The 12,888-nt window shown below is 67.8% G+C and carries 17 protein-coding genes; 4 read left to right on the forward strand and 13 right to left on the reverse strand.

Annotated elements, in window-relative coordinates; translation table 11 throughout:
* Positions 1-55: 55 nt before the first annotated feature.
* Entirely contained in the window at positions 56-679 is a 624-nt protein-coding gene (locus FXN61_RS03245; RefSeq protein ID WP_167970045.1) for an MBL fold metallo-hydrolase, read from the forward strand.
* Here FXN61_RS03245 and FXN61_RS03250 read toward each other — a convergent pair.
* Both FXN61_RS03250 and FXN61_RS03255 read right to left on the reverse strand, forming a co-directional pair.
* Positions 642-1,292 carry a polysaccharide deacetylase family protein gene (locus FXN61_RS03250; RefSeq protein WP_167970047.1) on the reverse strand — a complete coding sequence of 217 codons (651 nt, stop codon included), beginning with the start codon at positions 1,290-1,292 and terminating at the stop codon, positions 642-644. The genes FXN61_RS03245 and FXN61_RS03250 overlap by 38 nt on opposite strands.
* A 50-nt stretch (positions 1,293-1,342) precedes the next feature.
* Positions 1,343-2,218, reverse strand: a complete 876-nt coding sequence (locus FXN61_RS03255; RefSeq protein WP_167970049.1) for a phosphoribosylaminoimidazolesuccinocarboxamide synthase — start codon at positions 2,216-2,218, stop codon at positions 1,343-1,345.
* Between the two features lie 91 nt (positions 2,219-2,309).
* Here FXN61_RS03255 and FXN61_RS03260 point away from each other — a divergent pair, with 91 nt between their 5' ends.
* Positions 2,310-2,741 (forward strand): hypothetical protein, encoded by a 432-nt coding sequence (locus tag FXN61_RS03260; protein WP_167970051.1) that lies wholly within the window; start codon positions 2,310-2,312, stop codon positions 2,739-2,741.
* On the opposite strand, the gene FXN61_RS03265 is transcribed toward FXN61_RS03260, so the two are convergent.
* The 7 genes from FXN61_RS03265 to FXN61_RS03295 are packed head-to-tail and all read right to left on the reverse strand — an operon-like array spanning position 2,738 to position 8,156.
* Entirely contained in the window at positions 2,738-3,532 is a 795-nt protein-coding gene (locus FXN61_RS03265; protein WP_167970053.1) for an MOSC domain-containing protein, read from the reverse strand. The genes FXN61_RS03260 and FXN61_RS03265 overlap by 4 nt on opposite strands.
* On the reverse strand, positions 3,529-4,947 hold the full coding sequence (purB, locus tag FXN61_RS03270) for an adenylosuccinate lyase (RefSeq protein WP_167970055.1): 1,419 nt from the start codon (positions 4,945-4,947) through the stop codon (positions 3,529-3,531). The genes FXN61_RS03265 and purB overlap by 4 nt, the downstream gene beginning before the upstream one ends.
* A 25-nt stretch (positions 4,948-4,972) precedes the next feature.
* The gene (locus tag FXN61_RS03275; protein ID WP_167970057.1) at positions 4,973-5,728 is read right to left on the reverse strand and encodes a hypothetical protein; all 756 of its coding nucleotides are present in this window, start codon (positions 5,726-5,728) and stop codon (positions 4,973-4,975) included.
* Entirely contained in the window at positions 5,725-6,258 is a 534-nt protein-coding gene (locus FXN61_RS03280) for a SigE family RNA polymerase sigma factor (RefSeq protein WP_167970059.1), read from the reverse strand. The genes FXN61_RS03275 and FXN61_RS03280 overlap by 4 nt, the downstream gene beginning before the upstream one ends.
* A gap of 57 nt (positions 6,259-6,315) precedes the next feature.
* Positions 6,316-6,900 (reverse strand): TetR/AcrR family transcriptional regulator, encoded by a 585-nt coding sequence (locus FXN61_RS03285; RefSeq protein WP_167970061.1) that lies wholly within the window; start codon positions 6,898-6,900, stop codon positions 6,316-6,318.
* 27 nt (positions 6,901-6,927) lie between these two features.
* Positions 6,928-7,614 carry a hypothetical protein gene (locus FXN61_RS03290; protein ID WP_167970063.1) on the reverse strand — a complete coding sequence of 229 codons (687 nt, stop codon included), beginning with the start codon at positions 7,612-7,614 and terminating at the stop codon, positions 6,928-6,930.
* A gap of 23 nt (positions 7,615-7,637) precedes the next feature.
* A complete protein-coding gene (locus tag FXN61_RS03295) occupies positions 7,638-8,156 on the reverse strand; it encodes a SigE family RNA polymerase sigma factor (RefSeq protein ID WP_167970065.1) in 519 nt (172 codons plus the stop codon).
* Between the two features lie 182 nt (positions 8,157-8,338).
* On the opposite strand from FXN61_RS03295, the gene FXN61_RS03300 reads away from it, so the two are divergent.
* Together FXN61_RS03300 and FXN61_RS03305 are read left to right on the forward strand one after the other, a co-directional pair.
* Positions 8,339-9,280, forward strand: coding sequence for a threonine aldolase family protein (locus tag FXN61_RS03300; protein WP_167970086.1), 942 nt, complete (start codon positions 8,339-8,341; stop codon positions 9,278-9,280).
* A 1-nt stretch (position 9,281) separates the two neighbouring features.
* Positions 9,282-9,878 (forward strand): HAD-IA family hydrolase, encoded by a 597-nt coding sequence (locus FXN61_RS03305; protein ID WP_167970067.1) that lies wholly within the window; start codon positions 9,282-9,284, stop codon positions 9,876-9,878.
* Here FXN61_RS03305 and FXN61_RS03310 read toward each other — a convergent pair.
* The 4 genes from FXN61_RS03310 to FXN61_RS03325 form a co-directional block, all read right to left on the reverse strand.
* Positions 9,822-10,547 carry a potassium channel family protein gene (locus FXN61_RS03310; RefSeq protein WP_167970069.1) on the reverse strand — a complete coding sequence of 242 codons (726 nt, stop codon included), beginning with the start codon at positions 10,545-10,547 and terminating at the stop codon, positions 9,822-9,824. The two genes, FXN61_RS03305 and FXN61_RS03310, sit on opposite strands and share 57 nt — an antisense overlap.
* Positions 10,548-10,585: 38 nt before the next feature.
* Positions 10,586-10,735, reverse strand: a complete 150-nt coding sequence (locus FXN61_RS03315; RefSeq protein WP_166049133.1) for a hypothetical protein — start codon at positions 10,733-10,735, stop codon at positions 10,586-10,588.
* Positions 10,736-10,889: 154 nt separating this feature from the next.
* Complete coding sequence (locus tag FXN61_RS03320) at positions 10,890-12,020, reverse strand: pyridoxal phosphate-dependent aminotransferase (RefSeq protein WP_167970071.1); 1,131 nt, start codon at positions 12,018-12,020, stop codon at positions 10,890-10,892.
* 468 nt (positions 12,021-12,488) lie between these two features.
* On the reverse strand, positions 12,489-12,888 hold a 400-nt coding region (locus tag FXN61_RS03325), incomplete at its 5' end, for a transglycosylase SLT domain-containing protein (RefSeq protein ID WP_167970073.1).

A 12,888-nucleotide genomic window follows, 5' to 3' on the forward strand; every position in this document is an offset into this window, starting at 1 on the left:
CTTCCGACGTCACCTGACCGTGTCAGCCCGCCAAACGTCGGTAATGGAGGAATCCATGCGAGTTGTCCATTTCGGTCATGCCTGCGTGCTTCTCGACTCCGGGACAACGCGCATCCTGATCGACCCCGGCACGTTCTCCAGCGGGTTCGAGGACGCGAAAGACCTGGATGCGGTGCTGATCACGCACCAGCACTACGACCACCTGGACACCGAACGGCTGCCCGCGCTGCTCAGGGCGAACCCGCGGGCGCAGCTGATCGTGGACGAGGGATCAGCACCGAGCGTCGAAAATCCGACGGTCGCCCAACCGGGCGAAACGCTCAAAGTCGGCGACACGACGGTCAAGGTCGTCGGCGGCAGGCACGCGATGATCCACGAGGACATCCCGATCGTGCCGAACACCGGCTACGTGGTCGGCGACGGCGCGTTCTACCACCCCGGCGACTCGCTGTTCGTGCCGGACGAGGACGTCGACGTGCTCGGCCTGCCCACGGGCGCGCCGTGGATGCGGCTCGGCGAGGCCGTCGACTTCCTCCGCGCGGTCAAGCCCCGCACCGCCGTGCCGATCCACGAGAAGCTGCTGTCGATGCCGGAGAACGCCTACCGCATCTTCGAGATGCTCAAGCCGGAGAGCACCGAGATCAAGCCGCTGACGCCTGGCGAGGTGACGGCAGTCTGACGTAGGTGGTCGGCGCGGCGTCGTGGGCGAGAGCGACGTCCACGGCGTCGAGCACGGCCTGCCTCGCGCCTGACCGGTGCAGATCGCGAGCGTCCACGGTGATCCTGGTCAGCCCACCGCGGCGTGCGGACCGTGCCGTCGCGTAGACCAGCGCCAGTGTTCGCAGCTCACCGAAGCTGCTGCGTTCGGTCAACGCGTGCAGGCGGCCGAGCGTCGCGAGCCCGGTGCCGAGGTCACGCACGGCGTGCGCGTCGGCGCACCGGTTGAACCGGTGCTTGGCCAGCGCGATCAACGTTCCCGGCGACGCCACGCAACGACGTGGCGCGAAGGTGTCGGCGTTGAGCCCGATCGCGTCCATCTGGACACGCGCGCCCATCAACAACAACCCCGCCTCGTGGGCGGGCAACCGCCGTTGGCCGAGACCGTGCAGCACGACGGCGTCGCCGAGCGAGGCGCGATGCCGCACCCATTCCTGCGCCCTGCCGAGCTCGCGAGGTACCACGAGCAGCGACAACGGCACCCGCCGCGGATCAAGGGCCGCGGCAAGATCAGCGCATCGGTCGAGTGTCTGCGGACCGATGCCGGACAGTGAGACCACGAGCTGTGAGTGCACGTTCTGAGTGCGCCACGCCGTGGTGACATCCGCGTGAAACCGGAGCTAACTCACGCGAGCCAGTCAGCGAAAGACCGGCCAGTAAGCCTCTCGTACGCCTCGACGTACCTGTTGCGGGTGGCCTCGACGACGTCCGCGGGCAGCGGAGGCGGCGGGGCGTCGCTCTTGCGGTCCCACCCGGAGGCATCGGAGGTCAGCCAGTCGCGCACGTACTGCTTGTCGAACGACGGCTGCACGCGACCGGGCTCGTAGCCCTCGGCCGGCCAGTACCGCGAGGAGTCCGGCGTGAACACCTCGTCCGCGAGGATCAGCTCGCCGCTCGCGTCCAGCCCGAACTCGAACTTCGTGTCCGCCAGGATCAGGCCGCGAGTCAGCGCGTACGCGCGCGCCTCGCTGTACAGCTCGATCGTGCGGTCACGCAGCTTCGACGCCAGCTCGACACCGTGCTTCGCGGCGATGACGTCGAACGACACGTTCTCGTCGTGCGCCCCGATCTCGGCCTTCGACGCGGGCGTGAAGATCGGCGGGTCCAGCTCGGACGCCTCGACCAGCCCGGCCGGCAGCTCGATCCCGCACACCGCACCGGTCGCCTGGTAGTCGGCCATGCCCGAGCCCGTGAGGTACCCGCGCGCCACGCACTCGACGTCGACCATCTCCAGCTTGCGCACCAGCAGCGCCCGGCCGCGGACCTCGGCGGGAATGCGCGGGTCGTCGTAGGCGACCAAGTGGTTCGGGGTGAGCCGCTCGAACCAGAACACGCTCATCGCGGTGAGCACACGACCCTTGTCCGGGATCTCCGTGCTCAGGATGTGGTCGTAGGCCGAGATGCGGTCGGACGCGACGAACAGCAGCAACTCGTCGTCGACGTCGTACAGATCGCGAACCTTGCCGCGGGCGACGTGCTGGTAGTCAGCGAGCGTTGGCACGCTGGTCAGCCTACGTGCACGTCTTCGGCGAAACCGACCTACACCCCTTCACCCCTACAGATCAAGCCCGAAGGGCCTTAAGGTGCACTCCGTGCTCACCCGAAAGGCGTTGTGGATCCCGGCATTGGCCAGCGCGGGACTGCTCATCGTGCTGGGCGTCGCAGGGTGGAGCATCGACTCCACCCCCATCTCGTCGCCGTCGTCGGGCTCGCAGAACACGAGCACGACCCAGTCGGTCAGCATCGTGCCGACCCCGGACGTCGCCGACATCACGGTCAAGACCACGACCTCAACGACGACGACCACCACGACGACCACCACGCAGCCGAAGCCGCCACCCGTGCAGGCACCGCCGCCCGCGCGGCCGACGACGACCAGCGAGCCGCCGCAGCAGGGCCTGTTCGTCAGCGAAGGCGGCCGGTGCAATCCCGAAGGCGCGCGCGGCATCGGCTTCCTCGGCGAGCAGTTGGTCTGCCGCAAGGACGACAACCGCGGCGGCCGTCTGCGCTGGCAGAAGGCCTAGGGACGCAACTCCAGCACGTCGATCTTGTCGCCGGACCTGATGGTGCCGGTGCTGATGACGGCCGCCTTCATCCCGAAGGTCACGCCGCCGTCAGGGTCACGGCGGTAGGTGGCGAGCGTCCGGATCGGCTCCGGCCCGTCCTTCAGCCCGGTCCGCTGGTCGACCATCGGCACGGCGCACCGCACGCAGTCCTTGGCGTAGGCCAGTTCCACGTCACCGATCACCGCGCGCCGCACCCGGTCCTCCGTGTGCGGTTCCTGCCAGCCGGACACGACCACGTTGGGGCGGAAGCGATCCATCGGCACGGGCTCGCCGCCGCGTTCCAGGATCCGTTCGTTCAGCGCGTCCAACGAGGACAGCGAGGTCATCAACACCGCGCTGCCGTCGGCGTATCCGACCAGTCCGGTGGTCTCCCCGGTCGTCTCGCGCCGCAGGTCCGGTGGCGTCCGCACGAGCCGCACGGACTTGCCCAGGGCGTCGGAGAAGTACGCGGCCGCCGCGTCTCCCTGGTCGATTCCGGATCCGTGCCACGTGTGCACGACCACCGGGACCCGAGGCCCGTCGACGACGAGAGGGAACCGCTCCCCGCCGATCAGCAGCGAACCGTCCACGAGGGAGGGTCGCAGCGCCGCCATCGCGGGCACCTTGCGCTGCGACAGGAAGACGCCCTCGTCGTCGACCAGCATCATCATCCGGTCGTCCCGCAACCCCGTGAGGTCGACGGCGGAGGACGTGACGGAGAACCCGCCACACCCCTTGACCGGGTAGACGAGCAGGCTGGAAACGATCACAGAATCGGCTCCGGCTCGTAGGCCGGGTACTTGTCGACGATCGCCGCCACCTGCTCCACCACAGACGCGACCTGCGCCGACGCCACGCCGGTGAACGACAGGCGGTCGGCCAGCAGCGCGTCGAGCGCGGCACGGTCGAGCGGCAGGCGGGAGTCGGCGGACAGCCGGTCCAGCAGGTCGTTCTCCGCGAGGCCCTGCTCGCGCATCGCCAGCGCGACGGCCACCGCGTTCTCCTTGATGGCCTCGTGCGCGGTCTCGCGTCCGACACCCGCGCGCACGGCCGCCATCAGCACCTTCGTCGTGCCGAGGAACGGCAGGTAGCGGTCCAGCTCACGCGCGACCACGGCCGGGTACGCGCCGAACTCGTCCAGCACCGTCAGGAACGTCTCCAGCAGCCCGTCGAACGCGAAGAACGCGTCCGGCAGCGCGACCCGGCGGACCACCGAGCACGACACGTCGCCCTCGTTCCACTGGTCGCCAGCGAGCTCGCCGACCATGGACAGGTAGCCGCGCAGGATCACCGCGAAGCCGTTCACGCGCTCGCACGAGCGGGTGTTCATCTTGTGCGGCATCGCACTGGAGCCGACCTGGCCGGGCTTGAAGCCCTCGGTCACGAGCTCGTGGCCCGCCATCAGGCGGATGGTCTTCGCCACCGACGACGGCGCCGCCGCCAGCTGCACGAGCGTCGACACGACGTCGAAGTCGAGCGAGCGCGGATACACCTGGCCGACGCTCGTGAGCACGCGCTCGAAGCCGAGGTGACCGGCGACCGTGCGTTCCAGCTCCTCGAGCTTCTCCGGCGTTCCGAGCAGGTCCAGCATGTCCTGGGCGGTGCCGACCGGGCCTTTGATGCCGCGCAACGGGTACCGCGCGATCAGCTCGTCCAGCCTGCTGAACGCCACCAGCAGCTCGTCCGCGCCGGTCGCGAACCGCTTGCCCAGCGTCGTGGCCTGCGCGGCCACGTTGTGCGAGCGTCCGGCCATCACCAGATCGGAGTGCTCCGCCGCGAGCCGCGCCAGCCGTCCGAGCACCGCCGCGACCTTGCTCCTGATCAGCTCCAGCGAGCGCAGCACCTGCAGCTGCTCGACGTTCTCGGTCAGGTCGCGCGAAGTCATGCCCTTGTGGACCTGCTCGTGGCCCGCGAGCGCGTTGAACTCCTCGATGCGCGCCTTCACGTCGTGCCGCGTCACCCGTTCACGCGCCGCGATCGACTCCAGGTCGACCTGCTCCAGCACGCGCTCGTAGTCGGCGATCGCGGTCGCCGGCACCTCGATGCCCGCGGCCGCCTGGGCACGCAGCACGGCGATCCACAGCTGGCGCTCCAGCACGATCTTGTGCTCGGCCGACCAGAGCGTCGCGAGCGACGTGGAGGCGTAGCGACCTGCGAGGACGTTGGCGATGCGCGGCTTGCTCACCCCGCCAGGTTAGTGCACGCGGGACTCACTCCCAGTCGATGCTCGGGTCCGTGACCAGCGTTGTGAGCACCTCCACACGCACCGGCACCGTCTGCCGCAGACCGCTGCTCGACGCGGGGTTGTAGTTGTGGCTGGAGATCGTCACGTAGTACCCGCTCGGGAACTGGCGCACCACCTCGGACCGCGCGATCTCCGTGCCCCCCTCGTTGAACTCGGCCTCGATGACGGTCGTCCCGTCGTTCTGCTGCACGTTGCGGCACACGACGGCGCTGGAGCAGAAGTCCTTCGTGGAGAACTGGCCTTTCATGCCTTGCACGCGCAGCGAGGTCGGCCCGATGTGATCGGTCAGGAACACGTAGCCCGAAAGCTCAGGGTCGGACGGCTTCCTGGGCGCCGTCGACGTCAGGTTCGGGGGGTAGCTGAAGCCGTTGGGACGGAGCGCCGCGTAGACCTCCTTGAAGTTGGTCATCGTCAGCGCGAGCTTCTCGGCCAGCTTGTCGCCGATGCGCTGAGCCTTCTTCTCCGCCGGCTCGCTCGGGGCCGTGGACGAGGTCGTCTGGCCCTCGGAGGCGAGCTGGCCGCCCCGGTCGCGCGGCAGCAGCCCCGGCAGCGCGAACGACGCCACGGCGATCACCGCCGTAGCCACGCCCACACCGACCAGCGCTCGTCGGCGACTTTTTTTCTGTTCGACCCGCTTGATCAGCGTGTCGGGGTCGAAGTCGAGCGGCGGCTCGTCCCAGACGGCCAGCAGCATTCCCTCGCGGATCTCCTGCTCACTCACGACGCGACCCTCCCCGAACTGCTGTCGAGCTTCTCCACGATGGTGCGCAGTGTCGCGAGACCACGCGCCGTCTGGCTTTTGACCGTTCCCTCGGTACAACCCATGGCCACCGCCACCTCGGCGACCGACAGGTCCTCGAAATAACGCAGCACGAGCACCGCTCGTTGCCTCGGCGGCACCTGCAGCAACGCGGTGTGCACCAGCTCCCGCGCCCACAGCTTCGCGCTGGTGGTGTCGGGATCGACGGTGGCGTCAGCGGCGTCCGGCAGCTCCCCGTCCCGCTGCTCGGCTCTGCGCCACGGCCTGCGCTTCTCGTCCAGCCAGGTGCGCAGCAGCACCTTGCGGGCGTACGCGATCAGGTTGTCGAGGTCCTTGATGCGCTTCCAGGCCATGTACATCTTCATGAGGCTCGACTGCATCAGGTCTTCAGCCGTGTGCCAGTCGCCACAGAACAGATAGGCAGTGCGCCGCAAAGACGCGGCATTGGCCGCCGCGAATTCGCGAAAGCCCTGCTCATCGGCCTTGCGCATGCGTTCCCCTCTCGCGTCCTCAACAAGGGGAACGCATCGGAGGAACGCGAGGTTGCATCACCCGTGACGCGAAAGAGCCGAACGGAGCATCCTGGCCGCGACACCGCGTGGGTCGGACTTCAGCTCGATGAACGAGTTCACCACCGAGCCGTCCACCAGCGCGATCAACTCCTCGATCCGGTCGCGTGGGACGTCGCGGCCTGAGCGGGCGAAGATGTCGGCGATCAGATCGTGCAGCTCCTTGGACAGCACGCGCATCAACGGCCGCAGGTACGGGCGGCGGCCGGTCGCGACGAGGCGTTCGTAGCGCAGCAGCATCGTCTCGGTGTCGGTGACGTCCTGGCCGATCAGCAGGTCGAGGATGAGCTCGATCAGCACGTCGTCGTCGGTCAGCTGCTCCGAGATCGTCGCGAGGCGTTGCTTGCAGCTCGCCAGCTCGCTGTGGCCGTGGAACTCGACCGCCGCGGTGATCAGCTCGTCCAGCGAGTCGAAGTAGTACGTGGTCGACGCGAGCGGCAGACCTGCGCGTTCGGCGACCGCGCGGTGCCTGACCGCGTCGAAGCCGCCCTCCACGAGCAGTTCGGCCGCGGCCTCGACGAGCGCCTGCCTCCTGCGCTCACCCTTGGGGGTTGCTGCCGTCATAGTCGCGCCAGAGTACTTGGCGGCCGCTCAGAACTTCGGAGCCAGTGCGTCCGCGAACCGCTTGGCCTGGCCTTTCAGCTCACCGTCGCCCTGCGTGAACACGTACAGGTCCTTGTCGCCGACGGTCTTCACCTTCTCCGCTCCCGCGGGCGCCTCGAAAGGCTGCGCTGTGACGATCGCGGTGATCGTCAGGCCGTCGATCTTGAACGCGGCCGCGCGGGAGTCAGGCGAACACGTCACCTTCGGTGGCTCCGCGTGCTCCGGTGAGACCGAAAGCTCTCCGGCGAGGGCGTCGGCGAGCTCTCGGTCCACACCCGCGCAGCCCTGCACTGCGCGTTCACCGGTCGGAAGACCGGTGCTCCCCGGCGTGACCCCGTCCCCCTGCGTGGACGGGTCGCCAGGAGAGTTCTTGGCGGGCGGTTGGGCCTCCAGGGCGGTCATCGGTCCAGTCTGCGGAGATTGTGCCGTGTCGTTCCCCTGCTGCCCAGAACCTGCCATCGTGTTGCCGGCTTTGTCCTGAGCCAACCAGCCGTTGGCCGCGACGGCACCGCCGAAGCCGAGCACCACGACCAGCGTAGTGCCGGCGGCGATCGAGTTGCGCCTGCGGAGAGTGGCGCGTCGCGAAGCCTTTCGGACGTCACTCGCGTCGAAGGACGCCGGTGGTGCGTCGTGTGCGGCGTCGCGGAACAGGTCCGCGAGCTTCTGCTCATCCATCTACGTCCTCCTCTCGCTCGTGTTCACGACGCCGGTCGCAGATCGTCGATGGCGTCACCAAGAGCTTCCCGCAACGCGGTCAGCCCGCGGGCGGTCTGACTCTTCACAGTTCCTTCCGAGCACTTCAGCACCTCGGCCGTGGCCGTCACGTCGAGACCCTCGAGGAACCTCAGAACGAGCACGGCCCGTTGCCGCGGCGGAACTCTGCGCAGGCCTTTCATCAGCGCCTCGCGCGTCGCCACGGTGTCGCCGATCTCGTTGTCCGCGGCCGGCGACTCCGGCAGCACGTCGGTGAACTTCTCGCGCCGCCAGGGCCTGCGCGACTCGTCGATCACCGCGCGCACGACGGTGCGCCGGACGTAGGCGTCGAGAGCCTGCTTGTCCCGGATCTTCCGCCACCTCCTGTGCACCGCTACGAACGCTGTCTGCGCGAAGTCGTCAGCGCGGTGCCAGTCGCCGCACAGCAGGTATGCCGTTCGGCGCACGGCCTCACGGCGAGCCACGAAGTACTCCGCGAACTCCTGCTCGTCGCGCTGATCCACGCGGACTGCTCTCCGCTCGTTCCTCGAGTTGCACTTACCGGACGGAATCTGAGGCAACAACGGTTGCACGAACCTCCGGCGAGAGCTACATCACCCCCTCGGTCGTTCACCGGATGTGATGTGATCGGGTCGTGACCCCCATCGACCTGCGTTCGGACACCGTCACCCAGCCGGACGAGGAAATGCGTCGCGCGATGGCGTCGGCCGAGGTCGGCGACGACGTGCTGGACCACGACCCGACCATGGCTGCCTTGGAGGAGCGGGTCGCCGCACTGCTCGGCGTCGAGGCCGCCCTGTGGGTTCCTTCCGGGTCCATGGGCAATCTGATCGCGCTGTTCGTGCACTTGCGGCGGGGTGACCGGTTCCTTGCGCCCCTGGGTGCGCACGTTCTGGACGCCGAGCTCGGGACCGCCGCGTGGCTGGCGGGCGGGATGCCGCACGGACTGCCGGTCCTGTCTCCGGAAGCCGTGGTGGCCGCTGGCGGTGGCGAGTCTCCTTATTACGGGCTTCGCACCACGTTGTTGTGTCTGGAGAACACGCACAACGCGTCCGGTGGCACGGTGACCGCGCCCGACGAGCACGCGCTGCTGGTGTCCGCGGCTCGGTCCACCGGCTTGGCCGTGCACCTGGACGGTGCCCGGCTGTGGAACGCCTCGGTCGCTCTCGGGGTGCCGCCTGCCGCTCTGACCGTGGGGTCGGACACCGTGCAGGTGTGCCTGTCCAAGGGGCTCGGGGCGCCGGTCGGGTCCGTGGTGGCCGGGTCTTCGTCTTTCGTGGTCGAGGCTCGTCGCGTTCGGAAGATGCTCGGTGGCGGGGTTCGGCAGGGTGGGGTCCTGGCTGCTGCCGGTCTGGTCGCTCTGGACCGGATCTCGCGGTTGGAGGCCGACCATTCGAACGCCTCCGCCCTGGCCGCCGGGTTGCGGTCGCTGGGCTGGGAGGTGGAGGAGCCGGCGACGAACATCGTTCTGGCGTCGGTCCCAGACGTGGAGAAGACGTTGGGTTCGATGCGCGATGTCGGGGTTTACGCCAGTCCGATGTCCGGCAAGGTCCGGTTCGTGACGCACGGCGACGTGGACTCGTCCGACATCGCCGAACTGCTGCGCCGGCTACGAGAGGACGCCTGAGATGCGCTGGATCGTGTTCGACTTCGGCGAGGTCATCAGCCAGCGGAACCCGGCGCTGCCTTCCATGGCGGCTCGGCTCGGAGTGTCGTTGGATGCCTTCGAGGCCGCGTACTGGGACCGTGACGCCTACGACCGAGGTGGGTCGGACTCAGCGTACTGGTCGTCGATCGGCTCTTCGCTCGGGCTGAGCCTCGATGACGCTGTCGTGCAAGAGATGACCGCCATGGACAACGCCGGTTGGCTGGACGATCCGGTGGCGGAAACCGTTGCGCTGATCGAGGACCTCGCTTCGTTGGGGCTGCCTCTGGCGCTGCTGTCGAACGCGCCCGTGACGTTCGCGCGGCTGGCCGAGAAGGTGCCGTGGGCCAAGCACTTCCGGCACCTGATCTTCTCCGGCGACCTCGGCTACGCCAAGCCGGACGCGGCGATCTGGAAGCACGTGGAGTCCGTGATCGGTTCGTCCGACGTGATCTTCTTCGACGACCGCCTGTCCAATGTGGAGGGAGCTTTGGTGGCGGGCTGGGACGCGCGCTTGTGGACGTCAGCTCTTGTTGCGCGCGCTGAGCTCCGCGCGGAGTTCGGCGATCTCGGAGCGTAGGCTCCGCAGCTCCTGCACGATCTCGAGCTCGGCCTCCTCGACGCCGCGCAGCTTCTCGACCAGCCAGCTGGCGATCGTGCCGGTGATGACACCGAGCAACGCGATGCCGCCGACCATGAGCAGTGCCGCGACCAGCCGCCCCTCAGCCGTGACGGGATAGCGGTCGCCGTACCCGACCGTCGACATGGTGGTCATCGTCCACCACAACGCGTCCCCGAACGTGGTGATGCTGGCGTTTTCCGCATGCCTTTCCGCGTCCAGCACCGCCAGGCTGGCACAAAAGCCGACGATCATCGTCACGCCGGTGACATAAATGCTGACCCTCTGCCTGATCTTGTGCTGGAACTTCTTGTTCAGCAGCGTGACGACTGTGATCAGCCTGAGAACCCTGAGCTGCCGCACCATGGGCAACACAACCGCGACAAGATCGAGGACATGCGTTTTGAGAAACTGGATCTTGTTCTGCGCAAGGGCGAACCTCGTCGCGTAGTCGGCCGCAAACACGGCCCAGACCAGCCACAACACGATCTCGAGCGCCAGGTGCATGCTCCCGTGATCATCAAACACCTGCCACGCGTACACGACGAGAAAAAGCACGGCGAGAGCCGTCAACGGCCACTCGACCTTTCGTTCCCACCGCTCGAGGCGGGCCTCGTTGGCTAGCAACACCGCCCCATGGTGAGCGGTTTGTTCGGTTTAATCCAGGGTCATCGCTTGGATTTGATCGCACCGTAAGCCGCCGTGCCTGCGAGGAGTAGTCCTCCAATCACAGCGAGCCAGAACAACCCTTTCACCACGGCCCCGACAACGGCCAGCACGATCCAGATCGCCACCAGCCACCCGATGATCGCCCACATAGGCCCTCCCCTTCTCCCTACCGTGAACGTTCGGTGGGCCCGCTTTGTTGCGCTCTCAAGCCTTCGGCCTCTTCGGTGTCCCGCACGGCCCCGCCTTGGGCTGGGCCTCTTCGATGCTCCGCGAGGGCCGGTTTCGTTCCCGGTTTCGTTGCTGTCAGAGCCACGCCTTCAGGCGCCGCAGCGCCTCCTCGATGTCCTGCGTGGATCCCGCGAACGACATCCGCACGAAGTGATGTCCGTCCACCGGGTCGAAGTCGATGCCGGGAACGATCGCGACCCCGGTGTCGTCCAGGAACCGCCGGCAGAACCCCATCGAGTCGTCCGTCAGATGCCTGACGTCCGCGTACACGTAGAACGCCCCGTCCGCCGGCGCCAGCTTGTCGATCCCGAGGTTCGTCAGCCCTTCCAGCAGCAGATCCCGATTCACCTTGTACCGCTTGAGGTGCTCCGCCGTCTCCGCGTAGGCCTCCTCGCTGAACGCCCCAACCGCGGCGAACTGGGCCAACGCAGGCGGGCAAAGCGTGAAATTGCCCGTCAAACAGTCCACTGCCCGCCTGAGCCGCTCCGGCAGCAACATCCACCCCAGCCGCCACCCGGTCATCGCGAACGCCTTGGAGAACGAGTTCACGACAATCGCATCTCGCGACGTCTCCCAAGCACACCGCAACGGCTCCCCGTAGCTGATCCCGTGGTAGATCTCGTCGCTGACCAGCTGCACCCCGTTGTCCGCACACCACCGCGCAATCGGCTCGACGTTGGCGACGGTCCCGGTGGGATTGGCCGGACTGGCCACGATCACACCCTTGAGGCCGGGGTCGAGCATCTCCACCGTGGGCTGGAACCGCGTCTCGGGCCCGCACGGCAACTCGACAACCTCACACCCCAACGCCTTCAGGATGTTGCGGTAAGCGGGATACCCGGGCCGCGCCAGGGCAACCCGATCCCCAGCGTCGAACGCGGCCAGAAAGGCCAACGTGAACGCCCCCGACGACCCCGTCGTCACCACCACGTCGTCAGGCGTCACGTCGAGGTCGTACTGCCGCTTGTAGTGCCTCGCGATGGCACCGCGCAGCTCAGGAATCCCCAACTGCTCGGTGTACCCCAGCGCGTGCTCGCTGAGGGCCCGCGCCGCAGCTTCCCGCACGGGCCGCGGTGCCGGGCTCGAAGGCTGCCCGGCGGCAAGGGAGACCACGTCCCCGTGGGTTCGCTGCCGCTGCGCTGCGGCAGAAAGCACGTCCATGACGTGGAAGGGTGGGACGTCGGCGCGGGCAGCCACGGTCAGCATGCCGCCAGGCTAACTCCCCACCACCCCACCAGCTCCCGCCGTCTCGGGCGCACACTCCAGGCCTCTCACTCCAGGCTCGCTCACCCCAGGGCCTTCTCGCTTCCCAGGCCTTCTCGCTTCCCGGGCTCGCCCACCGCAGGCCAACTCTCACTCCGGCCCGCGTCTCCGTGATCCGGCGCAACCCCGCCCGCGCCAGGCGTCGCTCAAGCCGGCTCGCAACCCCGAAAAGCCGGCACGGCCCGGCGGGGCCGTTCGCCATCCGAGCGATCACCTCCTCTGTCCGTTCCGCCCTTCGCCTTCGGCCGCAACCCCCGCGCTTCCGCATATGCGGGAGAAACTGCAACAGTGTTTCGGGACATTCCCTACCCGAGTGGGTGTGGATAAGCAGAACTCGGCACATTTCCGTCACGAATGACTAGAGGAAGAAGTGCCGGGTTCCGGACAAAGTCCACCCGATCGAGCGACCGGTTAATACCCTTGGTAGCCGCCGCCTTGGGCCATTGCCTTGAGGCCTGGGTGGCCTTCGAAGCCGCCGTAGCGCGAGAACGTGTAGCGAACGCCGGCGATGATGTTGTCCACCGGGTTCCAGATGTCGTCGTGGCCTGGCAGCTTGTGGGCGTTGAACGTCGAGTCGATGCACTGCATCAGGCCCTTGGAGGGCGTGCCCTTCTGGGCGTTCGAGTCCCAGAGGTTGATGGCGTGCGGGTTGCCGCTGGACTCCTTCTCGATGATCTTCCAGATCTCGTCGATGTTGTCCTCGGTGACCGGGATGCCGTTGGCCTGCAGGATCTTGATGGCCTCGCGGATCCACTCCTCGACGTTGCCGGGAGGCGGGCTGCCGGACGGCGGGCCACCGCTGGAACCGAGG

This window comes from Lentzea indica, assembly GCF_012184385.1.
Taxonomy (GTDB): Bacteria; Actinomycetota; Actinomycetes; order Mycobacteriales; family Pseudonocardiaceae; genus Lentzea; species Lentzea indica.